The 22,501-nt window shown below is 61.0% G+C and carries 24 protein-coding genes; 10 read left to right on the top strand and 14 right to left on the bottom strand.

What is annotated here, in order from left to right:
* Positions 1-99 precede the first annotated feature (99 nt).
* From VOI22_RS16845 to VOI22_RS16820, 6 genes are all read right to left on the bottom strand, one after another.
* Positions 100-1,857: an L-aspartate oxidase gene (locus VOI22_RS16845; RefSeq protein WP_323797615.1), complete on the bottom strand. Its 1,758-nt coding sequence runs from the start codon at positions 1,855-1,857 to the stop codon at positions 100-102.
* Positions 1,854-2,195: a succinate dehydrogenase gene (locus VOI22_RS16840; protein ID WP_323797614.1), complete on the bottom strand. Its 342-nt coding sequence runs from the start codon at positions 2,193-2,195 to the stop codon at positions 1,854-1,856. The genes VOI22_RS16845 and VOI22_RS16840 overlap by 4 nt, the downstream gene beginning before the upstream one ends.
* Complete coding sequence (locus VOI22_RS16835; RefSeq protein ID WP_323797613.1) at positions 2,192-2,521, bottom strand: succinate dehydrogenase; 330 nt, start codon at positions 2,519-2,521, stop codon at positions 2,192-2,194. Before VOI22_RS16835 ends, VOI22_RS16840 begins: the two co-directional genes overlap by 4 nt.
* Positions 2,521-3,255 carry a succinate dehydrogenase/fumarate reductase iron-sulfur subunit gene (locus tag VOI22_RS16830; protein WP_323797612.1) on the bottom strand — a complete coding sequence of 245 codons (735 nt, stop codon included), beginning with the start codon at positions 3,253-3,255 and terminating at the stop codon, positions 2,521-2,523. Before VOI22_RS16830 ends, VOI22_RS16835 begins: the two co-directional genes overlap by 1 nt.
* A gap of 104 nt (positions 3,256-3,359) precedes the next feature.
* On the bottom strand, positions 3,360-4,796 hold the full coding sequence (locus VOI22_RS16825) for an amidohydrolase family protein (protein ID WP_323797611.1): 1,437 nt from the start codon (positions 4,794-4,796) through the stop codon (positions 3,360-3,362).
* 62 nt (positions 4,797-4,858) lie between these two features.
* Complete coding sequence (locus tag VOI22_RS16820) at positions 4,859-5,065, bottom strand: hypothetical protein (protein ID WP_323797610.1); 207 nt, start codon at positions 5,063-5,065, stop codon at positions 4,859-4,861.
* 205 nt (positions 5,066-5,270) lie between these two features.
* On the opposite strand from VOI22_RS16820, the gene VOI22_RS16815 reads away from it, so the two are divergent.
* From VOI22_RS16815 to VOI22_RS16790, 6 genes are all read left to right on the top strand, one after another.
* Positions 5,271-6,104: a nitroreductase family protein gene (locus VOI22_RS16815; protein WP_323797609.1), complete on the top strand. Its 834-nt coding sequence runs from the start codon at positions 5,271-5,273 to the stop codon at positions 6,102-6,104.
* A gap of 159 nt (positions 6,105-6,263) precedes the next feature.
* Entirely contained in the window at positions 6,264-7,517 is a 1,254-nt protein-coding gene (locus tag VOI22_RS16810) for an amino acid ABC transporter substrate-binding protein (protein ID WP_323797608.1), read from the top strand.
* Between the two features lie 131 nt (positions 7,518-7,648).
* The gene (locus VOI22_RS16805) at positions 7,649-8,545 is read left to right on the top strand and encodes a branched-chain amino acid ABC transporter permease (RefSeq protein ID WP_323797607.1); all 897 of its coding nucleotides are present in this window, start codon (positions 7,649-7,651) and stop codon (positions 8,543-8,545) included.
* On the top strand, positions 8,542-9,600 hold the full coding sequence (locus VOI22_RS16800; protein WP_028465993.1) for a branched-chain amino acid ABC transporter permease: 1,059 nt from the start codon (positions 8,542-8,544) through the stop codon (positions 9,598-9,600). The genes VOI22_RS16805 and VOI22_RS16800 overlap by 4 nt, the downstream gene beginning before the upstream one ends.
* Complete coding sequence (locus VOI22_RS16795) at positions 9,597-10,346, top strand: ABC transporter ATP-binding protein (protein ID WP_193172099.1); 750 nt, start codon at positions 9,597-9,599, stop codon at positions 10,344-10,346. Before VOI22_RS16800 ends, VOI22_RS16795 begins: the two co-directional genes overlap by 4 nt.
* Positions 10,346-11,230, top strand: a complete 885-nt coding sequence (locus VOI22_RS16790; RefSeq protein WP_323797606.1) for an ABC transporter ATP-binding protein — start codon at positions 10,346-10,348, stop codon at positions 11,228-11,230. Before VOI22_RS16795 ends, VOI22_RS16790 begins: the two co-directional genes overlap by 1 nt.
* Positions 11,231-11,237: 7 nt before the next feature.
* Here VOI22_RS16790 and VOI22_RS16785 read toward each other — a convergent pair whose 3' ends face one another.
* From VOI22_RS16785 to VOI22_RS16775, 3 genes are read right to left on the bottom strand one after another with little or no spacing between them, the layout of a single operon-like run.
* On the bottom strand, positions 11,238-11,708 hold the full coding sequence (locus VOI22_RS16785; RefSeq protein ID WP_323797605.1) for a GFA family protein: 471 nt from the start codon (positions 11,706-11,708) through the stop codon (positions 11,238-11,240).
* A gap of 28 nt (positions 11,709-11,736) precedes the next feature.
* The gene (gene rsmD / locus VOI22_RS16780) at positions 11,737-12,309 is read right to left on the bottom strand and encodes a 16S rRNA (guanine(966)-N(2))-methyltransferase RsmD (protein ID WP_323797604.1); all 573 of its coding nucleotides are present in this window, start codon (positions 12,307-12,309) and stop codon (positions 11,737-11,739) included.
* Entirely contained in the window at positions 12,260-13,363 is a 1,104-nt protein-coding gene (locus VOI22_RS16775; protein ID WP_323797603.1) for a pseudouridine synthase, read from the bottom strand. Before VOI22_RS16775 ends, rsmD begins: the two co-directional genes overlap by 50 nt.
* Positions 13,364-13,440: 77 nt before the next feature.
* Here VOI22_RS16775 and VOI22_RS16770 point away from each other — a divergent pair, with 77 nt between their 5' ends.
* Positions 13,441-13,896, top strand: a complete 456-nt coding sequence (locus VOI22_RS16770; RefSeq protein ID WP_323797602.1) for a nucleoside deaminase — start codon at positions 13,441-13,443, stop codon at positions 13,894-13,896.
* 8 nt (positions 13,897-13,904) lie between these two features.
* Positions 13,905-14,630, top strand: a complete 726-nt coding sequence (gene cobB / locus VOI22_RS16765; RefSeq protein ID WP_323797601.1) for a Sir2 family NAD+-dependent deacetylase — start codon at positions 13,905-13,907, stop codon at positions 14,628-14,630.
* 56 nt (positions 14,631-14,686) lie between these two features.
* Here cobB and VOI22_RS16760 read toward each other — a convergent pair whose 3' ends face one another.
* The 3 genes from VOI22_RS16760 to VOI22_RS16750 all read right to left on the bottom strand — a co-directional run bounded on the left by VOI22_RS16760 (position 14,687) and on the right by VOI22_RS16750 (position 17,938).
* Positions 14,687-15,094, bottom strand: a complete 408-nt coding sequence (locus VOI22_RS16760) for a hypothetical protein (RefSeq protein WP_323797600.1) — start codon at positions 15,092-15,094, stop codon at positions 14,687-14,689.
* A gap of 333 nt (positions 15,095-15,427) precedes the next feature.
* Positions 15,428-17,107 carry a hypothetical protein gene (locus VOI22_RS16755; protein ID WP_323797599.1) on the bottom strand — a complete coding sequence of 560 codons (1,680 nt, stop codon included), beginning with the start codon at positions 17,105-17,107 and terminating at the stop codon, positions 15,428-15,430.
* A 69-nt stretch (positions 17,108-17,176) separates the two neighbouring features.
* Positions 17,177-17,938 carry an SDR family NAD(P)-dependent oxidoreductase gene (locus VOI22_RS16750; RefSeq protein ID WP_323797598.1) on the bottom strand — a complete coding sequence of 254 codons (762 nt, stop codon included), beginning with the start codon at positions 17,936-17,938 and terminating at the stop codon, positions 17,177-17,179.
* A gap of 138 nt (positions 17,939-18,076) precedes the next feature.
* On the opposite strand from VOI22_RS16750, the gene VOI22_RS16745 reads away from it, so the two are divergent.
* A complete protein-coding gene (locus tag VOI22_RS16745) occupies positions 18,077-18,574 on the top strand; it encodes a DUF3429 domain-containing protein (protein WP_028465985.1) in 498 nt (165 codons plus the stop codon).
* Here VOI22_RS16745 and VOI22_RS16740 read toward each other — a convergent pair.
* Together VOI22_RS16740 and VOI22_RS16735 are read right to left on the bottom strand one after the other, a co-directional pair.
* Entirely contained in the window at positions 18,571-19,542 is a 972-nt protein-coding gene (locus VOI22_RS16740) for a DMT family transporter (protein ID WP_323797596.1), read from the bottom strand. The genes VOI22_RS16745 and VOI22_RS16740 overlap by 4 nt on opposite strands.
* Before the next feature lie 171 nt (positions 19,543-19,713).
* The gene (locus VOI22_RS16735; RefSeq protein ID WP_323797595.1) at positions 19,714-20,259 is read right to left on the bottom strand and encodes a GNAT family N-acetyltransferase; all 546 of its coding nucleotides are present in this window, start codon (positions 20,257-20,259) and stop codon (positions 19,714-19,716) included.
* Positions 20,260-20,450: 191 nt separating this feature from the next.
* Here VOI22_RS16735 and VOI22_RS16730 point away from each other — a divergent pair, with 191 nt between their 5' ends.
* Positions 20,451-22,409 (top strand): acetoacetate--CoA ligase, encoded by a 1,959-nt coding sequence (locus tag VOI22_RS16730; RefSeq protein WP_323797594.1) that lies wholly within the window; start codon positions 20,451-20,453, stop codon positions 22,407-22,409.
* Positions 22,410-22,501 lie beyond the last annotated feature (92 nt).

The following is a 22,501-nucleotide window of genomic DNA, read 5'->3' as shown; positions in this document are numbered from 1 at the left end:
AGCCGGTCCGATGCTCACTCTACCCGTGTGCGGCCGCTTCGCCTATGAGGCGTCTCGCCGCGCTTTCCTGGCCGCGCGTTATTCCGCTGCTGATGCCATCTACTCCGCTGCGCTTGGGGGCGCGCCGGCCTCGTCCTCGATCAGAGACTGGCCCGGCGCGACGATGGAGAAATCCACCGGCACCATGTCCAGCGCCAGCCCGGCATCGGACTGGGTGATGCGGGTGAAACAGGTTTCCTCCAGCGCTCCGGTCTCCGGGAAATCCTCGCGGAAATGGGCGCCGCGGCTGTCCTCGCGGCCGAGCGCGGCGGTGGCGATGACGGCGCTGACATCGATCTGGCTCTCCAGGTTCATCCAGTCGTGCCAGGTCAGGTTGAAGGCCCGGTCGCCGTCGGCGAGGCCGGTCTCGTGCAGCTCCGCCCGGAAATCGCCGAGCGCGGTCAGGGCCGAGCGCAGCCCGTCGCGGGTGCGCAGGATGCCGACATCGTCCCACATGCAGTGGCTCAGCCGTTCGCGCAGGTCGGAGAGGTTGCCGCCGCGCGCTTGAAAGGGGTGTTCTGCACGGGAAATGCCGGCTTCGAGCACGGTTTTGTCGGCTTCGCGCCAGGCGGCGCTTCCGGTTTGCACATAAGCCGCCATGCTCTCCCCGGCGATGCCGCCGAAGACGGTGGAGTTGGCAACGCCGTTGCCGCCGAGCCGGTTTGCGCCGTGTACCCCGCCGCAATCCTCGCCTGCGGCGAACAGGCCGGGCAGTCCGGTGCCGCAATCCAGCTCGAATTCCACACCGCCCATCATGTAATGGGCGGTCGGCACAACTTCCACACGTCCGCCGGCCAGATCGAAGCCGCAATCGGCGCAGCGTTCCACCATCCCCTTGAATTTATTGGCAACATTCTCCGGACCGAGATGCGCCATCTCAATAAAAATACCCCCGTTCGGTGTGGTATTTCCGGCCCGCATTTCCGAGTAGATCGACCGGCTGACAATGTCCCGCGTCGCCCTCTCTCCGTGCTCGTGATAGCGGCTCATGAAGCGCTCGCCCGCGCCGTTCAGAAGATACCCTCCGGCGCCCCGCAACCCTTCTTCCAGTACGGTCCCGGTCATCCGCGTATCCGTCCCCGCCAGCAATCCGGTCGGGTGGAACTGCACCATCTCCATGTCCCGCAACGGCAGGTTTCGGCGCAGCGCCATGGCCATGCCGTCGCACGCCTTGTCGCCGGATGGCGTGTGATAAAGATACATCGTCGGCCCGCCACCGCTCGCCAGCAGCACGGCCTTGGCCTCGACATAGCGATACTGGCCGGTCCGCATATCCACCAGCAGAACCCCGGCGATGCCGCTGCCGTCCCGCGCCGGGATCAGCTCGATGGCGCGATGTTCCTCCAGCTTGTTCACGCCGCGCGCCCAGACCTGCTCCATCAGCCGGTTGACGATCTCGATCCCGGTCAGGTCGCCCTTGTGCACGGTGCGGTCGAAGCTCTGCCCGGCGAAGGCTTTCTGATGCAGGGAGCCGTCCGGATTGCGGTCGAAGAAACAACCAAGCTCGTTCTCCAGCTCGTGGATCCGCTCGACCGCCTTGTCCACCAGCTTCCAGGCGAGATCCTGGCGCGGCAGCCATTTGCCGCCGACGATGGTGTCCATGAAATGCCGCTCGACAGAATCACCCGGTGCCAGCGCCACGTTGTAGCCGCCCTGCACCATTCGGGTGCAGCCGCATTTACCGATCAGCCCTTTCACCGCGATGGTAACGTCCAGATCCGGGTCCGCCTGCAAGGCATGCAGCGCCGCCATCAGCCCGGCCCCGCCGGAGCCGATGATCAGGATGTCGGTGCGGAGTGTTTCGAGGGAAGTATTCATGAGGCCATGATCCAGAACAGCAGGCCGGCCAGCACGGAAGCGCCGGCGCCGAGGGAAATCAGGGTTTTCAGCGGGTCACGCCAGGGCAGGAATTCCAGCGCCAGCACCCGCAATCCAAAGCCGAGATGCAGGGTCAGCAGCATGACCAGCCCCCATTCAGCAACCTTCACCAGCGGCTGATCGGTCCAGGCAATTGCCGTTTCGAGCGCGGCGTCACTATCCAGCGCCAGTCCGAGCACAAGGAAATGCACCGGCAGGAACAGCGCAAGGGCGAGTCCGGAAAGCCGGTGGCCGAGCGCCGCCCACCAGCCCGGATGGTTGCGCGAGGCGCGCATCATGCCGTCACCGCCAGCACGGCGCGCAGGCCGAGGCCGAACAGCAGTGCGCCGAAACCGAGCGTGGCGAAATCGAGGGAGCGGCCGCGCCAGCCGGTCCATTCCCGCAGGATGTTGCGCAGCCCGATCGGGGCATGCAGCGCCACTGCCGTCACGAACAGGCCGTAGAACGCGGCCCATAGAAGATTGCCCCGGGTCCGGCCGAGGATTTCCGCGGCCGACAACCCGCCCTCGATGGCATAGAGGATCATCACCAGATGGGCGAGCAGGAGCGGGACCAGCAGCATCGCGCTGGCGCGTTGCAGCAGATAGAGGCGGGCTTCCAGCATCAGAGCTCGCCCTTCATCAGGGCGGCGAGCGTCATCCGCTTCAGCCCGGCTATCCCGGCGGTGGGGTTGAGGCCGACCGGGCAATGCTCGACGCAGCTTCCATGGCTATGGCAGGAGTGGCAGCCGCCGCTCTCGGAGACCGCCCTGAGCAGCCCGGCCTTGTCCGCGTCCCGCTCGTCGTTGGCCAGGGTCCAGGCCCGGTTCAGGGCGGCGGGGCCGAGATAGGTGTCATCCCAGCCGACCACGTCGCAGGCGGCGTAGCAGACCGCGCAATTGATGCATTCGATCCCGGCATCGGCAGCTTTCCGTTCAGGGCTTTCGCACGAGACCGGGGCCATCGGTTCGTGCCGGGTGCGGGTCGGGACATGCCGGCCACGGGCGCCCTGCCATTTTTCGAAAAACGGCGCCATGTCGGTGGCGAGATCCTTGATCTTCGGCAGATTGGCCAGCGGCTCGATCCGGAGATGACCGTCCTTGGCAACCCGGGAGACATGGGTCCGGCAGGTCCAGCGCGGCTTGCCGTTCACCTGCATGGCGCAGGAGCCGCACATGCCGACCCGGCAGGCGAAACGATAGGCCAGCGCGGGCTCTTCGTGCCGCTGCACCCAGGTCACCACGTCCAGCACGGTCTGGCTTTCCCGGCGCGGCACAGCGTAGGTCTGCAGCGCGCCGTCTTCGCGACCGCGCCAGATCTCCACCGTCAGCATTTCTTCCCTATCGGCGGTGTCTTGCATTCCACCACTCCTTTTTATCGGGGGAGTGTGGCGCTGAATTCACGTGGCGGAAAGGGGCGGGCGTGGAAAAAGTCCGGTTCAGTACCGGCAGCTAGTCCCGGTGATTAGTCGTAGCGGCTTTGGCCCCAGAAGCCGGAGCGGGTTTCCAGCAGGGAGGTGAGGCCGGTTCGTTCCAGCGCCTTGGCAATGGCCGCGTCCGCAGCGTCCAGCACGCTGCCCTCGTCGAGGCTGGTGACGGCGCGGCCGCGCATCAGGATTTCACCGTCGACGATGGTGGTGTCTATATCCGCGCCGTTGGCGAAATAGATCGCCCGGTGCAGCGGCATGTTGGCGGGCACCAGATGCGGCTTGCGGAGGTCGAGCAGCACGATGTCGGCTTTCTTGCCAGCCTCCAGCGAGCCGATCTCGTTCTCCATGCCGATGGCCTTCGCGGCATCGATGGTCACCATCTCCAGAGCCTTCCCGGGCGGAAGGATCTGATCGTCACGGAAATGGCGGCGGTGATAATGCATGGCCTGCTGCATATGCCGGATCATGTCTCCGGACCGATCCGGCGCGGGCGCGTCCGAGCCGATGGCGACAGTGACGCCCTGATCGATCAGCTCCGGCACCGGGCAGCGTCCCTTGATCGAAGCAACGGCGGACGGATTGTGCACGACGCTGGCACCGGTCTCGCGCAGGACGGCGATATCCGCCTCGGTCAGATTGGTGCAGTGGGACAGGAAAGCATCCTCGCCGAGCAGATCCTGCACGTTATGAGCATAGGTAATACTGCCCTCACGGTGCCCGTCCTGGGTGAAGCGGAGGCCTAGTTCGCGCGAAAGGGCGCGGACTTGCCGTGCGTGCTCTGTTACCAGATCGGCCGTTACGCCTTCCGGCAGGGGCTCGTCCAGGCGCGACACCGGATAGGTGATTGCGACCGAAAGCCGTTCGTTCTCCGCTCCATGCCATTTCTCCGCGATCATCCGGCTGACGTCGAGCTGCCGCTCAAAGCTGACATCTCTATCGTCCTCGCCATGATCCCAATTCCTGAAGCGCCAGGGGAAAGGCGGCCGGTTAGCGCCGATGGCAAGCATGGCGCGCGTGCCAGCCTGCTTGATGGCGGTAAAATGAGCGTCGGCGACACCCGGATGATCGGTTCTGCTGATGCTGTCGCCGCCGCCGAGCATGGAAATGCCGGTGGTGACTCCGACCTTGATCCGCTCAAGGGCGAAAAGAGCTGCGTCGGCGCGCCAGAATTCCTCGTCCGAGCCGAGCGTGTAGATCTGCCGGCAGGCGTTGAACCAGGTCGCGCTGTCATCGCTGCCGAGAGTTTTCACCAGCGCGTGCCCGGCATGGGCATGGGCATCGATCAGACCCGGGAGCACCAGCATGCCGGTGGCATCGATGATTTCCGCGCTTTCGGTTGTGCTGATCGCTTCGTTGGGCCCAGCGATGGCGGCGATCCGTCCGTCCCGGACATGCACCGTGCCGCCGTCGATAACCCGTCGGCCGGAATCCATCGTAACGACGATACCGCCGCCTATCACAAGATTGCGCATCGTCTCTCCACGGCAAACAACTTGGAGTTAAAGGATACTCAAACGGTCAGAGAGCCGTCTGATCAGGGACGATACGCGTTTCTGAGGACGTAAAAAAGATCGCTGCCGAGGGGGTGTTCCGGGCAGGGGCCGTTGCCGCTGACATCAGATGTACCCGTTTCTTCCGTCGCCGGGTCGGCAGGAAGGCCGGGGCTTTCAAGTTCCGTCATTCCGAGGCGCTTGAAAATGGACTGGCGATTTCGGTTCTCGAAATCCGATTTGTCAGACACCGTTTTCCTCCATGAGAGCGGCGTGAACCCGTCAGCGGGCTGCCGATTCGTCATCATTCCGCCGGTCGAGTCAAGGCGCGGAGAGGTTTTCGTGAACCGCCCCGTGCGACACCAGGAGTTGTATGCGGTGCATGGGCGGGAGTTGCGGTCCGGCACATGGCCTGCCTACTCTCGGCTTATTCGCAGAGAAGGGACGCGCGCAGTCATGAAGACAATCGCCGATTTGATTGAAGACAGGTTCGGCCTGCCGGTCGATGCAGGCCGGGACATGCCGGCCGAGGGCGATCTTGCCCATATTCTCTCTCACCGCTCCCATCGTCGATACAAGCCGGATCCGGTGCCGGATGATCTTCTTGAGGTGCTGTTGGCGGCGGCTTTTTCAGCCCCGGCAAAGTCGGATCTTCAGCAATCCGGAGTGCTGATCGTGCGGGATGCGGAGAAGCGCCGGAAGATCGAGGCGCTGATGCCGGCAATGCCCTGGATCGCGGATGCGCCCGTCTTCATGGTTTTCCTCGCCGATAACAGGCGTATCCGCAAGGTCTCGGAGTTGCGCGGCAAGCCCTTTGCTAACGATCATCTGGATTCCGTGCTGAACGCGGCGGTCGATGCCGGGCTGGTGCTGATGAACTTCATCCGGGCGGCGGAATCAACCGGGCTCGGTTGCTGTCCGATCAGTGTTGTCCGGAACCATATCGAGGTGATTTCTGAGCTGCTGGAGCTGCCGGATCATGTCTTCCCGATCTGCGGCTTCTGCCTCGGCTGGCCTGCTGGCGAGGGACATATCAGCTTGCGGTTGCCGCCCTCCGTGTTCGTTCATACGGATCGCTATGACGACAGCCGCCTTGAACAGGAGGTCGCGGCGTATGACGCTCGCCGCAGCGCGCGTTTTCAAATTCCGGATGAAAAACAAAGATCGGTCGATGAATACGGGCTGGCGCAAGAATACGGATGGTCAGAGGACAAAGCGCGTCAAGTTTCGAAACCGGAACGCAAGCAATTGGCCAAATATTTAAAGGGCAAAGGCTTCAATCTTGAGTGAGGCATGACTTGCCCTTCGCGCATGGCGGAAAAAGGGCTGGCGTTGCGCGGGGGGATTTCCTAACGTTTCACCCAATAGGGAGAGCGCGCCGCTAAAAAAACAATAATTGCGGTTAGGGCATGTGCCTGCGACCTCCCTAGGACAAGGGAGGAACTTGAAATGCGTTTCCTGAAAATGGATTTGCGTGCCGCTACGATTGCGGCCGCGCTGACTGCATCACTCGGTCTTGCTGCGGCACCTGCAGAAGCCAAGGTTGACGGCGATACCATCATTCTCGGCTCGGCGATCTCGCTGACCGGCAAATATTCGACAAACGGTATTCACGCCCAGAATGGTTACGAGCTCGGCGTGAAGGTGATCAACGACAATGGCGGCGTGGTCGTCGGTGGCAAAAGCTACAAGCTAAAGATTGTCTACTACGATGATGAGTCGACCCCGGCCCGTGGCGCGCAGCTTGCCGAGCGTCTGATCAGTCAGGACGGCGTCAAATATATGCTTGGCCCGTATAGCTCCGGTCTGACCAAGGCGATCGCGCCGGTTACCGAGAAATACAAGATCCCGATGGTTGAGGCGGAAGGCGCATCGCGTTCGCTCTTTACCCAGGGCTATCGCTATCTGTTCGCCGTGCTGTCCACCTCCGAGCAGTACCTCGCCAGTTCAATCGAGCTCGCCGCTGAAATTGCCAAGAAAAACGGCAAGAAGCCGTCCGACGTCAAAGTGGCCATGGCGTTCGAGAACGATCCGTTCTCGCTCGACGTTCGGGCCGGTGTGGTCGACGATGCGAAGAAGTTCGGCATGAAGATCGTTATCGACGACAAGCTGCCGCGCGATCTTTCCGACATGACCTCGACCCTGACCAAGGTAAAGGCGCTCAAGCCGGACCTGCTGGTTATCTCCGGTCACTCCAAGGGAGCGGCTACCGCAGCTCGCCAGATCGCGGAGCTGAAGATCAGCACGCCGATGATTGCCATGACTCACTGCGAGGCCGCGAAAATCATCAGCAAATTCGGAGCCGGTGCGACTGAAGGTATTCTTTGCCCGACCCAGTGGGCGGAAACACTGAGCTACAAGGACGATCTGTTCGGCACCGCTGCCGAGTATGACGCGCTCTTCAAGAAATCCTTCGAAGGATACAAGAACGTTCCCTATCAGGCCGCTCAGGCAACTGCCGCTGTGATGGTCTGGAAAGATGCGTTCGAACGGGCGAACAGCTTCGATTCCGAGGCACTGCGCGATGCGATCGCTGATACCGACATGAATACCTTCTATGGCGGTATCAAGTTCTCGCCAGCGGGCAACAATGTCGCCAAACCGATGGTGCTGCGTCAAATTCAGGACGGCAATCTGAACGTGGTGGCGCCGCTGAAATGGGCGTCTTCGGAAGCACGGCATCCGCGTCAGCCGAAATACTGATCGCATAACCGAACAGTGAACGGCGGAGGGGCATTGCTCTTCTGCCGTTCTCCTATCCTTTGAAAGCTATTGACTCGCCAGGCCACGTTTGAGGCCCCAGGGCGCGTTTGCGGGAAGGGTTGCGACCTTAAATGCTCGACAATATCTCGATTTTATTGCAGGCGCCGATCTTCGCCGTGGACCTTCTGGTTCAGGGGTTGTTGATCGGGGGGATATTTGTCCTCGCCGCCTATGGACTGGCCCTGGTCTGGGGCGTCATGAACGTGAAGAACCTGGCGCAGGGCGACATGGTGATTCTCGGTGGGTACGTTGCCTATCAATGCACGCTCTGGGGAATACATCCGATTTTGGCCCTGCCAATCGCATTCGTCGTTTTGTTCGTGCTCGGATGGGGCGTTTACGCGACGATCATCCGCCGTGTTGTCGACCGGGATATGTTCACATCCCTGCTGGCCACGTTCGGGCTCAGCCTGCTGATCCAGCAGGCGCTGAACCTGCGTTTCGGTCCGGAAGTGAAGATCGCGGAAGCCGGTTTCGGCACGTTTGATATCGGAGATCTCAGCATTCCCGCGATCCGCTTTGTCGGGTTGGGGTTGGCGGCCATACTGGCGATCTGCATCGTGCTCTTCATGCGTAACTCGCGGATGGGGCAGGCAATCCGGGCAACGTCGCAGGATCCGCGCGCGGCGCGCGTTCTCGGTATCAACACGGATCAGGTCTATGCCTTCACCTATGCGCTCAACGCTGCAATCTGCGGCGCAGCCGGGGTGCTGGTGGCGATGATCTGGAATATCCAGCCCTTCTACGGTCTCGTGCATTCGATCCGGGCCTTCATCATCGTGACAGCGGCCGGACTAGGAAATCTGCCGGGCGTTATTGTCGCCGGCTTCGGTCTCGGGGTCTGGGAGAATTACTCCGGTTTCATCTTCGGAGCGGAATTCGCAGTCGCGGCCGTGGTTGGCTTGCTCGTCGTCGTGCTCATGGTGCGGCTCTTCCAAATGTACCGGTTAAGGCAGGTCGTCCGATGAGCGCTCAGAAACTCGATCTCTCACTCTACGGCGTCCTCGTTGCCGCCGGAATTCTGGTGCCGTTGCTGGCACCGGCCTTCACCAGCCAGATGGCCATTCTCTGGCTCATGGTGCTCATGGCGGTGACCTGGGACATGACCGGCGGGCAGATGGGTTACAACTCGCTCGGCAACATCGCCTTCTTCGGGATCGGCATGTATGCCTCTGCGGTGGTGCAGATCGGTATTGTCTACGATGTTGCGGAGTACACCGCGGCCTTTGGCGCCATCAAGGTGGATTTCACAGTGGAGCAATACTGGACGGGGCTGCTTCTTGGCATAGGTTTCGGCGGTGTCGTGGCGACCGTTTTCGCCCTCATCATCGGCCCATTCATGCTTGGGTTGCGCGGCCCCTATTTTGCCATTGGCACGTTGGGCCTTGCGGTCGCGGTGGCCGAACTGGTCAGCGGTTGGTCCTATGTCGGCGGCGGCAGCGGCATTTCCATGCCGGTCTTCCCGGGCGAGGCGGCCAGCGGCTCACAGGTATTCTATGTGCTGCTGTTCGTGCTCGCCATCCTCGCACATGTCGTGATCCGCGCGATCTACAAGACCCGCTTCGGGCTTGCGATCAATGCGATCCGGGATGACGAGGACAAGGCCGAGGCGATGGGTATCCATACCACCCGCTACAAGGTCACGGCCTGGATGGTCCCGGCCTTCTTTATGGGCATGGCCGGCGCCGTCTTCGGCAATATGTCCGGCTTCATCGAGCCTCTGGAGGTGGCCTTCCCGACCGCGACCTTCGGCATCTTCATGGTGGCGATGGCACTGCTCGGCGGTAAGGGAACGGTCTGGGGGCCGGTACTCGGTGCCATCCTGTTCCACATCGTCAAGGAGGTCACTTGGACCCATCTGCTCGGCTGGCAGTGGGTGGCTCTCGGCGCCATCATCATCATCAATATCGTCTATTTCCAGCAGGGTATCCTCGGCTGGGCGCAGGATCGCTGGCCATCTCTGTTTGGCGTGACGGTGGATGAGAAAACGACCCGAACGGGCCAGGCGGAGGCAGCGAAATGAGCGGATCGCTAATCGAGGTGCGCGGTGTCTCCAAGAGTTTTGGCGGCGTTGTCGCGAACAAGGAAGTCAGCATTGATGTCGCCGAGGGCGGCATCACCGGGCTGATCGGGCCGAACGGGTCGGGCAAGACCACCCTGTTCAATTCGATTGTTGGCTATCACCCGATCGATGAGGGCTCGATCAAGTTCAAGGGGCAGGAGATATCCAAACTCCGGGTGCCGGACATTGCCCGACTCGGTCTGCTCCGGACCTTCCAGCAGACCCGGATCTATTCGAAGATGGACTGCATGAAGAACATGCTGATCTCTGTCTCTCACAGGGATGAGGGACTAGGTTCCATGTTCGGCTCCATGCATGACCGGGAAACCGAGGCTTTTGCGGAGGAGCTTCTGGAATTCGTCGGGCTCTACCAGAAGCGGTTCCTGATCGCGGGCGAGTTGTCCTTCGGTCAGCAGAAGTTGCTTGAGTTCGCCATGGCTCTGATGAACCGGCCGAAAGTTCTGTTGCTGGACGAGCCGACGGCGGGGATCAACCCGACCCTGATCAACGGCCTGATCGACCGGCTGAAGCGGGCGAACGAACAGTTCGGCATTACCCTCTTCGTCATCGAGCACAATATGCGCGTGATCATGAACCTCGCAGACCGGATCTCATGTCTTGCCCATGGCGAGTTGCTCGCCACCGGGACGCCGGATGAGGTCCAGAACGACCCACGGGTCGTCGAAGCCTATCTGGGAGCACACTGATGAGCGACAAGGAAGAAACCGTGAGTGTGACGGTGAGTGAAACGCGCATCAGCGGCTATGGCAGCGGCGGTGTTGAAACAGTCATTTCCGTCGAGGACGTGGTCCGCCAGGTCGAAGCCATCGCCGACGGTCCGGACCAGGCCCGGATCGATGCGTTGGCCGGACCTGATCCGTATCTCACCATCGACAAGCTGAAGGCCGGGTACGGCAAGATGGAGATCTTGCACGAATTCTCCCTCAAGGTCGGCAAGGGGCAATCCTGCTGCCTGATCGGACCGAACGGGGCGGGCAAATCGACGGTGCTGCACTCGATCTTTGGCTTCACCAACATCTTCTCCGGCTCCGTCAATGTCGGCGGCCAGGACGTCACCAACTTCTCCTCCAACGAGAAGCTGAAGAATGCCGGCATCGCCTACATCCTGCAGGACAAATCCGTATTCGGTGGCATGACCGTTGAGGAAAATCTCTGGATGGGCGGCTATCTGAAGGAGAAAACTTCGGAAGCCAAGGAAGCGGCGGAGCGCATCTTCGAGAAATACCCCCGCCTTGCCGCCCGCCGAAACCATCAGGCCAAGGTGCTGTCCGGTGGCGAACGGCGCTTGCTGGAAATCAGCCGGGCGCTTGTCATGGAACCGGAAATCCTGCTGGTGGATGAGCCGTCAATCGGGCTTGAGCCGCGCTTTATCGACATGGTGTTCGAGATCCTCGACGACCTGCAAAGGGTTGAGGGCAAGACCATCCTGATGGTGGAGCAGAACGCCAAGAAGGGCCTGGAATTCGCTGATATCGGTTATGTGCTGGTTTCTGGTCAGACGGCGATGGCCGGTACTGGCGAGGAGTTGCTGGCTAACCCGGAAGTAGGGCGGCTCTTCCTGGGAGGGTAGCGGCCTCTTACCGTTCCAGCCCCAACCGCTTGTGCCAAGCTTCGATGCTTTCCTCCGGGTAGGCATCGAAGCATTGGTCCTTCGCGCCTTTTTCCAGCGGTACCCAGTCCGGTTTCGACCCGAGCATCAAATGCGTCAATTCCGGTGCTGCGGGGAGCGGTGTATCGATGGCGCCTGCCTGCGGATGCACCAGTTCGGGCCAGCGTGGGTCCCAGAGCCAGAGGGCGGAGCCGCAATTTTTGCAGAAGCTGCGCTCGGCCGGGCTTTCACCGCTTGCCATCTTGGCGTGGTACTTCGAGATGTTCTCCGCACCGTCTATTTTCAGGCTGTCGAAGTCTCCAGACAGATTGATCGCATAGCCGCCGCTGCCCGCCGTCTTTCGGCAGATCGAGCAGTAGCAGCGGTTGAACGGGGTGGGATGCTTGCTTTCCAGGTTGAAGCGGACGGCGCGGCAATGGCAGGAACCTTCTAGGTGCATGGCGCATCTCCCGTGGTTTGGCGTTCGATCAGTCCGCGCCGCCAGACATGCTTGGGCGTAGAAAGCTGATCTGGGCTTTGCCGTAGCGCCGGTTATCCAGCACTTCCAGCCATTCCGGAATTTCCAGCTGCTCTGATTTTTCGCATTCGACAACAATCAGCGTTTCCCCGCCGACCCAGCCGCATTTGTGCAGCTGGTCCAGCGCTGGGGCGGCGAGACCGCTATTGTAGGGCGGGTCCATCAGAATCAGATCCGCCGGGCGCGGCGCCGTGCGGTGCAGGGAAAGGGTGTCGCCCTCGATGACCGTGGCAGCATCACCGGCTTTCAGGCGCGCGATATTCTCGCGCAGTGCCCAGACGGCTTCTCGGTCACTCTCGATGAAAACCACTTCCGTGGCCCCGCGCGACAGAGCTTCGAGGCCGAGCGCGCCGGTGCCTGCAAAAACATCCACCACCAGCGAGTCCGTCAGGACATCACCCATCCTGCCGCCTTCAAGGACGCCGAAGAGGGATTCCCGGGTCCGGTCGGCAGTGGGTCTTGTGTTCCAGTTCTCAGGGGCGGCGAGTTTGGTTCCGCGATTTCTGCCCGCGACGATCCGCATTCTTGTCTCCTCGAGCCGGGCCAGCTTTGGACGCGTCCCGCTTCACATTCGGCTTGTCGGCCGTACCCCGCGTCGAGGGCTTTCGGTCATCGCTGGCCTTCCCAGAGCCTGCGAATTTGCCAGGGCCGCCGGGTTTTCCGGTTACCCCGACCTTGACGGCACCACCCGGTCTTGCGGCGCCTCTAGGCTTGCCAGCGCCCGTGGGCTTTGTCGGTCCATCTTTCCCGGCAACGCCCTTCGGTGCGGGACGACGGTCGCCTTTGAACGGCGCCTTCTGTTTGGCCTTCGCGGTGCCGATCTTATCCTCTTTGATGCCGAGCTGTTCTTTCAGCGTGGCCTGCCGCACTTCCAGAACCTCGCCCTCCGGCAAATCGCCGAGCTGGAAGGGGCCGTAGGAGACCCGGATCAGCCGGTTCACCTTCAGGCCGACATGTTCCATCAGCTTGCGGATTTCCCGGTTCTTGCCTTCCCGGATGCTGAGGGTGAGCCAGGTATTCGACTTGCCCTCGATATCCCGCTCGACAATGACCGAACCGTATTTGATTCCGTCGACCGTTGGGCCGGACTTCAGCAGGGCAATCGATTTCTCGGTAATGGAGCCGTAAACCCGGACCCGGTATTTCCGCAGCCACGCAGTCGATGGCAGTTCCAGCAACCGGGACAGCGCGCCGTCATTGGTGAGCAGGAGAAGACCCTCGGTATCGAAATCGAGGCGGCCGACCGTGACCACGCGCGGCAGATCCGCTGGCAGCCGGTCGAATACGGTTTCGCGGCCTTCCGGATCCTTGTTCGTCGTCACCACGCCACGCGGCTTGTGAAAGCGCCACAGACGCGTCGGTTCGATCACCGGCAGAGCCTTGCCGTCGACCCGGATTTTCGACTCCGCGGTGACGGTGATGGCGGGGCTGGTCAGGACCTCCCCGTCCAGCTCGACTCGCCCGTCGGTGATCCACTGTTCCGCCTCGCGGCGCGAGCAGAGCCCGGCGCGTGCCAGCCGCTTCGCGATCCGTTCCGGGCCACGGTCTTCGGTGAAAATTTCGCTGAAATCACTCATGAAGCAGGTCTTACGCGCGGACGGGCGCGGATGCAAACGGCTTGGATGCAATCCGGCTTCCCGCTAGGTATGGAGCTATGAAGACTGAACATCAGACAATTATGGCACGGGCGCTGGCCGAAGCGGAAGCGGCGGCTGCACGGGGCGAGGTTCCGGTGGGTGCTGTGGTGACCGGCCCGGACGGTACAGTGCTGGCTGCCGCCGGTAACCGGGTCGAGGAGCTGAACGATCCGAGCGCCCATGCCGAGGTCCTGGCGATCCGCGCGGCGGCGGCGGAAATCGGGTCGCCGCGATTGATCGACTGTGACCTGCATGTGACGCTGGAGCCTTGCCCGATGTGCGCCCAGGCCGTCAGCTTTGCCCGTATCCGCCGTCTGGTCTTCGGAGCCTATGACCCGAAGGGCGGCGGGGTCGAGCATGGCCCCCGGATCTTCGGCCAGCCGACCTGTCATCACGCGCCGGAGGTGATCGGTGGGGTGGAGGAAAGCCGGGCTGGTGACCTGCTCCGCAGCTTTTTCCAGGATCGCCGCTAGGAGATACCATGCAGCTCAATCTCTCTCCCGATGCTTCCATCGTTATCCTGACCGGCGCCGGTATATCCAAGGAATCCGGTCTCGACACATTCCGGGACGCGGACGGGATCTGGTCGAAGGTTAATCTGGAGGATGTGGCGACGCCGGAAGGGTATCTGCGCAACCCGGTGATGGTGCATGAGTTCTACAATGCCCGCCGCCGTTCCCTCATGGACAGCAACGTGGTGCCGAACGCGGCCCATGCGGCCCTGGCGAAGCTGGAAAAGGATTGGCAGGGCAAGGTTTTGCTGGTGACGCAGAACATCGACGACCTGCACGAACGCGCGGGCACTTCGAGCCTGCTGCATATGCATGGAGAAATGCTGAAGGCCCGCTGCGAGCGGACCGGCGCGATCTTCGACTGGCGCGATGACCTGACGCTGGAAAGCCGGAACCCGACCACGAATGAGGCAGGTACATTGCGCCCTCATGTCGTCTGGTTCGGCGAGATGCCCCTCTATATGGAAGAGATCTACGACGCGCTCTCCGACGCCGATCTCTTCATCTCCATCGGCACCTCCGGCAACGTCTACCCCGCCGCCGGTTTCGTTCAGGAAGCCCGCATGCACGGCGCCCACACGATCGAGCTCAACCTGGAGCCGTCGGAGGGCGCAACGCAGTTTGCCGAGAAGCGCTACGGCCCCGCCAGCGAGATCGTGCCGGCCTATGTGGAAGAGTTGCTGGGCGGGGTTTGAATCTCTCGCTCAGCTGTCATCCCGGCTCTATGCCTGGGTAACGGTCGTTTTGGTTCCTATTTCTTGAATTTCACCGCCCGGCCCCTGCCGTCCATGGTGCCCCAACTGATAAGTGAGACATGGACATCGCTGTAGACGACATTGATTACAGCATCCGCACCAAGTGCTGCGCCACGACGCTGCAGAGCCTCGTCGACCAGTGCCGGAGTCGGGCTGGGATGGAAAATTGTGGTCTTGTTCACCTGCACATCGATAACGCCGAGCACCTCGTAGGGGCGGTCCGTCATATCGCCGGTCGTGACGAGGACCTGCGAGGGTTGCTTCTCGAAGGTGGAGTCACTTTTCGTGGCTACTGGATCCTCAATCGGTGCGCCTGATGGGGAGGTGATCTGCCCGGTGGAATAGGTGGCGCAGGCGCTGAGGGTGACCAACAGGAACGCGCTCAGAAAGCGTTTTATCGACATGAATATCTCCAAACAAATATGTGGCCTGCATATTAAATTAAGACAATTCGGTCAGCAATACTGACGTGTGAAAGGGTGTCCGTCGCGCGAAAAACCTTCATTCCGGACCTTGACCTGGGATCTTTTGATGACGGGCACGACACTTCTGACAGGCACGGCCATTCGATCACCCTCGCCCCGGATTGTGGTCTGTAAAGGCTTATGCTTGGTCTTTTTCAGCTTAGGAGGAATACTTTTTTCTTAGCGTAGTAAGCTATGAGTGAGTACCGCCCCCAGTGCTCCCCCGTTTATTGACCGCGCTTACGTGCCGGGTTGAGGTTGGTCACTAGGTGTTTACAGCATGCAGTTTTCAATTCCTTCGGCCCAGTTTCCGATATCGCATGCCGTATGAGCGAGCCATGGCAGAGCATCTGGTAATGCTGAGCTGATTGCTGCTGACAGGATTATTAGCAATAGAACGGTGAGTGATGCCGACAACAGAGCGCTGACGGGAATGATCCCTGGCGGACATGTTTCCATTGGACGAGAAGGATCCTGCTCGGCCAGAGACGCAGTCGGTCTTGATTTTGTCATTTCAGCCAATGATCTCAAGATCGGAAAGATCAGTGAGAACAGGCCCGTTGTCAGATGAAATGCGACTGGCAACCACGGACTCACCAGCATCATCGTTAAACCGATGCCGGAACCAAGAGGGTCGGTATAAGCATTTTCAAGATGAAGAGCCCAATCGAGTTTCACGCCGAATCTGACCGCGAGACCAAGAGAGAATGCAAGCGCGGCTGAAAGGGCGATAGAGGCGGCCAGAGCGGTTGCGCTAACGATCAGCAATTGTCTGGCAATAGGCCATAATCCGGGTCCGATAGTATCAGCGTTTGGAAGCGGAGGGTGCGCAAGCCTGCGGCCAGCCCACCATGTGAGCCAATCAGTAAACGCATTCAGACCCAGAATTACGGTCAATAAGGCAAAAACCGTGGCGCTAATCGTTACAGTTAGGATTGCCGTTTGCGGGATGAACGCGATCATGGCGAAGATCGGGACATAGGTGCCAACGATGAGCATGCCTCCGAAGCCCGCCATGAAGGCACCGGTCACGACACTTGCAACAATAGTGATGGCCGCTATGACCACGGTGATCTTGATCCCGGCGGCACCCAAAATTCCGGCGATAATCGCACCGCCCAAGATGCCCGTGCGGAGCGCAGAGATCACGAGTTCTTGGATCCCGCCGCTTTCCGTAGTGTTGACGCTGCAAATACCGGCGATGACCGCAATCCCCACGACAACAGCAATGCCCCGAACGCCTGCAGCTAACGCACCCACTAATGCTATCGCCGCTATCCCAGCAGAAGTAGCGCTACCAAAAAAGTGGCTGATTGCACCAGACTTGACGCCCGCGCCGACCGCGGCACCCGCCACGAATGCGATGAGCGCCGCGCCGATAATGACCCCGGCGCTTTTGAACAAAATGCGCTGTCCAGATTTAATCTTCGATGACAAATCCGATTCGAGAAGAATGCTATCCATGATTGGGAACGGTCCGCGCGCGACCATCCACATAGTTATGCCTCCAAGCGATGCGACGCTAAAAAAGACCGCGAGCGCGGCTAAGGTCGCGGTTTCGTCGGCAACTTTCCATTCTTTAGTAATTGCACCAATGTGCTCGAATGACTGCGCAAGCAAGGGGCCGAACAGAGCGTAACCCAGAACAATAATTAGACAGCGATCAAACGCCCTGAATCCAAACGGCGGGCCAAACCAATTACCTAGCCGGTCAAGGCCGTACCGGACCGTCTGTTGCCATATTTCTGTCCACCGACGCGCGCTGGCATTTATCGGGAAGCACAGGTCGTTGGCGGTGTTAGTAACGGATTCCCGCAGGGACCAATAAACCGAGCCTCCGACCATCAAGATAGAACCGGCGATAAATAGAAAGGCGTGATCGCCGTCCATCAGCCATCCGAACATACGGGTGAAATCAGCCCAATATGCTCCTACAAGTCCGGTCGCTGGCATGTAGCCTTCCTTCGATCGTTTGAGTCACGCTTCTCCGGCCGCGATGACGAAGTAGTAAGCGGAGCCACCCTACCGCGGCTGCATCCGGATGGCGCCGTCAAGCCGTACCGTTTCGCCGTTCAGCATGACGTTGTCGATCATCGCCATGGCCAGTTTCGCGTATTCCTCCGGTGTGCCGAAGCGGGACGGATAGGGAACCGTGGCGGCGAGGCTGTCCTGCACATCCTGAGGCATGCCGAGCAGCATCGGGGTACCGAACAGGCCCGGCGCGATGGTGTTGAAGCGGATGCCGGCTTTGGCGAATTCGCGGGCGCCGACGATGGTCAACGCATGCACGCCGCCCTTCGATGCCGCATAGGCGCTCTGGCCAATCTGGCCTTCGAAGGCGGCGACGGAGGCGGTGGAGATGACGATGCCGCGCTCGCCGTCTTCCAGCGGGTCCGTGCCCTGCATGTCGGCGGCGGCGAGGCGCATCATGTTGAAGGTGCCGATCAGGTTGACCTCGATGACCTTGCGGAAATTGTCGAGCGGCATCGGGCCGTTCCGGCCAACGATGCGCTCTGCCGGTGCGATACCGGCGCAATTCACCAGAATACGGGCCGGGCCATGGGCATCGCGGGCTTTGGCGATGGCGGCTTCGGCAGATGCCGCATCGGAAACGTCACACGGCACGGCGATGCCGCCGATCTCGGCAGCGACTTTCTGCGCGCCTTCCTCATTCACGTCGAACAGTGCGACCTTCGCGCCTGCTGCCGCCAGTGCGCGCGCGGTGCCTGCACCCAATCCGCTGCCGCCGCCTGTGACGATCGCGGCTTGTCCCTGAACCTGCATGTTCCTGTTTCCTCCGGTGCTTTCGGGTCCGGTCTTTGCTGGCCGGATGTTTGAACGGTATAACGGGGCGCAGTGAAACCGAAAGCCGCCCGCGCGTCCAGCGCGGCAAAGGCCAGTGCGACAAAGGGATCAACCGCGATGCTGCCTTCATTCCAGGACGTGCCCCGTCCGGCCCTGATCCTCGGCCTTGGCGGCCTTGTCCCGTTCTACGCGATTTCCCTGCCGGTCTGGCTGACGGATCCGCTTTACAGCTATGTGCTGATCGACAGCCTGATCACTTACGGTGCGGCGATCCTGTCCTTCCTCGGTGCTGTGCACTGGGGCGCTGCCATGTGGCAGGGCGAGCTGGAAGAAGCACGGGAAGAGGATGATGAGGAGATGGACCGGGCGGCCTGGGCTCGCTACGGCTGGAGCGTGGTACCGGCACTTATCGCCTGGATCGGGACCCTGCTGGGGCCGTTCTTCGGTCTGGTGCTGATCACACTCGGCATTGCGTTCGCCTATTTCATCGACGTCCGTGCCTGTAACGCCGGTTTTTTGCCGGAATGGTACGCGAAACTGCGGAAATGGCTGACGATTTTCACGCTGATCGCGCTTGCCAACGCCGGGATCGGCGGAGCGGTCGTACCCTATTAGGTACTTTTTTCCGTGGCGGGCTGTTCCTCAACCAGCACCACCGGATGGTGATCGGTCTTGTTGCGCATCGGCGTCTTACCGAGTTGCGCCTCGCGGCGGGCGATATAGAGCGTCGAGGTGACGATCAGGGCCGCGCCGGCAAGGGTGTGAATGCCGGGCACGTCGGCGAACAGCCAGTAGCCGATGAAGCCGGCGAAGATCAGCCGGGAATAGTCGAACGGTACGACCGCCGTCGCTTCTCCGACCTTGAAGCCCTTGACCGCGCAGGCCTGTCCGGCGGAGCCGAGGGTGCCGACGGCGAGCAGCATGGCCATTTCGGTCCAGGTCGGCTGCTGCCAGACCAGGATGGCCGGGATGGTCATTATCGAGGTCGAGATGATGCCGAAGCTGAACAGAATGGTGAGCGGAGATTCCGTTTCGGCCAGCTTCTTCACAACGACCACGACGAGGGCGACGAAGAACGTGCCGAGCAGGGCGACACCGGAGGCAAAGCCGATCTCGGACGAGCCGGGCTGAACCATGATGAGAACGCCGACGAAACCGACTGCGGTGGCTGACCAGCGCCGCCAGCGGACCTGCTCGTTCAGGAACAGCACCGCAAGCACGATCATGAAAAGCGGTTTGGCGAAGCTGATTGCCGTCGCGTCTGCCAGTGGCATGTGGGTTACGGAATAGAAACCGCAAGCCATCGCACTGGCGCCGAGGCAGCCTCGCAGAAAATGGGCAAGAGGGCGTTTGGTCCTGAATACGGAAGGCCCGGCCTTGACCATGAAGGGCAGGATCACGGCAAGCCCGAAAGCACAGCGGAAGAAGGCGATCTGGAAGGTGTCGAGCCGGGCACCGAGCAGCTTCACCTCTGCCTGCATGATCGAGAAAAGCACGCAGGAAACGATAATCCAGAGCGCGCCCTGGGTATTGGGAGACAGGGCGGCCCAGCGGGAAGACAGCGATGAATCAGCGAGCGCCATTGAGACTCTGCAGGCGCTCGGCAGCGCCATGTCCATAATCTGCGGAAGACCACCAGAATACGCTTTGCCGCACTCTCTACCAGCGCTGATTGCGCATTGCTGCCTTGTCGTTCACGGAAACGCGCGGGTGCCGGGGCTTCCGGATGCGCATGGCCGGAAGGGATCTTTGCGTCAGCCTGTTTCGGTTCCCGCCGGCCATATGACAAGGATATTGCTGGATTTCCAAATCGGCGCGGAATCCTGAAACTCGGCATGTTCGGTTCCTCCGAGGGAGTTGTAGAACCGCCGCGCCGTCACGTTCTCACGGACCACGGCCAGGCCGATCCCGTCGAAGCCGAGCTCTCTCATCTGTTGAAACGCCTGCTGGAGCAGACGCCGTCCAAGGCCCCGGCCGCGTTGGCTGCCGTCGACATAGAGATGCTTGATTTCACCTCTGTCGCCGAAGATCCCAGTCGTTGGCGGTCCGTAGCCGACCAAGCCGACAATCTTCCCATTTGCTCGCGCGATCAGCGTGTTCTTCCGGATATCGGTCGAGGAGAGAGTTTCGATCCAGCCGGGTAGACGGCGGTCTTCATTCAGCACGTGCAGGGCTTCTTCGGGAGCCATGTCCCTGTATGTCTCACGCCAGATCTTCACGTGAAAATGGGCGATTTTTGAGGCTTCCCCGGCATTTGCGGCCCTGATTTCAATGTCGTCCCATATCTGTGTTGCCGCCATAGCGTCGGTCCACGAAAAGTGTGTGATGCCCAAGCTAGCCTGGCCCGGAGAGGGGATCACCAGCGCCGATTGCGCATTGCAGCATTGCCGCTGGCACGAGCCGCCGTTATAGGATGAAGCAACAGATAAGACGCCAACCGGGGAATGGCGCGAAGAACAGGGACGCTGGCAAGCAGGGGACGCCGAGAGACATGACGACAGAAATCACACCGCTCTGGAAACCGAGTGCCGAGCGGATCGCAAACGCGAACATCACCCGTTTTATTGATTTCGTGAATCGCGAGCGCAGTGCCGGTCTGACGGATTACGACAGTCTCTACGACTGGTCGGTGACGGAGCTGGAAAGTTTCTGGGACGCTGTCTGGGATTTCACCGGCATCATCGGCGAGAAAGGCGGCACCATCCTGAAGGATGGCGACAAGATGCCGGGCGCCGCTTTCTTCCCCGATGCGAAGGTAAACTTCGCGGAAAACCTGCTGCGCCGGCGCGACGATGCCGACGCCATCGTGTTCTGGGGCGAGGACAAGGTGAAGCGCCGGATGAGCTTCTCCCAGCTTTATGACGAGGTCTCCAAGTTCGCCCAGGCCCTGAAAGCCGAGGGTGTCGGCCCGGGGGACCGGGTCGCGGCTTTCATGCCGAACATGCCGGAGACCATCATCGCCACGCTGGCGACGGCCAGCCTCGGTGCCGTCTGGTCCTCCTGCTCCCCCGATTTCGGTATTCGCGGGGTACTGGACCGGTTCGGCCAGATCGAGCCGACGGTCTTCGTTGCCGTTGAGGGCTACTATTACGGCGGCAAGAGCTTCGACACGCTGGACAAGGTAACAGGCATTCTGGCCGAGCTGCCGACGGTGAAGAAGACGGTCATAGTGCCTTACACCCGCGACGAGCCGCCAATCGGCGATATCAGGGGCGCGGTCAGCTATGGGGATTTCACCGGCGCCTATCAGACGGGCGACATTGCTTTCACCCGTATGGGCTTCAACGAGCCGCTCTATATCATGTTTTCCTCCGGCACCACGGGCGTGCCGAAATGCATCGTGCACGGCATCGGCGGCACGCTGATCCAGCATCTGAAAGAGCATCAGCTCCATAGTGACGTGAAGAAGGATGACCGGGTCTTCTACTTCACCACCTGCGGCTGGATGATGTGGAACTGGCTGATCAGCGGCCTCGCGTCGGAGGCGACGCTGCTGCTCTATGACGGCAATCCGTTCCATCCGGACGGCAATATCCTGTTCGACTATGCCGATGCGGAGAAAATGACCCTGTTCGGGACCTCGGCGAAATATATCGATGCGCTGAACAAGGGCGGACTGCAGCCGAAGGACACCCACGACCTCTCGACAGTCCGGGCGATGACCTCGACCGGCTCTCCGCTGGTGCCGGAAGGCTTCGACTACGTCTACCGGTCGATCAAGTCGGACATCCAGCTCTCCTCGATTTCCGGCGGCACGGACATTGTCTCCTGCTTCGTGCTGGGCAATCCGGTCGGCGCTGTCTGGCGCGGCGAGATCCAGACCCGCGGCCTCGGCCTCGCGGTCAATGTGTTCAACGATGACGGCAAGCCGGTGGTCGGCGAAAAGGGTGAGCTGGTCTGTACCCGTCCGTTCCCCTGCATGCCGATCATGTTCTGGAACGATCCGGACGGTGCGAAGTACCGGAGTGCCTATTTCGAGAGCTACGCCAATATCTGGTGCCACGGCGACTATGTGGAGCTGACCCCGCGCGGGGGCATGGTGATTTACGGACGCTCCGACGCGGTGCTGAACCCCGGTGGCGTGCGGATCGGCACGGCGGAGATCTACCGCCAGGTCGAGAAACTGCCGGAGGTGCTGGAAGGTCTCGTCATCGGACAGGATTGGGATGACGATGTCCGCGTGGTGTTGTTCATCCGTCTGGCTGAGGGCGTGACCCTCGATGACGCACTGATCAAGAAGATCAAGGACACGGTCCGCAAGGGAGCATCCCCGCGTCATGTGCCGGCCAAGATCATCGCCGTCGCCGACATTCCCCGGACCAAGAGCGGCAAGATCGTCGAGCTGGCCGTGCGCAACGTCGTGCATGGCCGTCCGGTGAAGAATGTCGAGGCGTTGGCCAACCCGGAAGCGCTGAAGCTTTATGAGAACCGCCCGGAGCTGACTGACTGACCTGCCTGGCAGGCGGATATCTCTCATTGAGCTTGGTTGCGCGTGGCAGAGCCGATAGGCTCTGACCGGGATGTGGGATCGGCAAGGTTTAA

This window comes from Nisaea sp. (assembly GCF_034670185.1).
Lineage (GTDB): Bacteria > Pseudomonadota > Alphaproteobacteria > Thalassobaculales > Thalassobaculaceae > Nisaea.
Note: the sequence above shows the minus strand (reverse complement) of the source record. Positions and strands in the feature narration are given on the sequence as shown.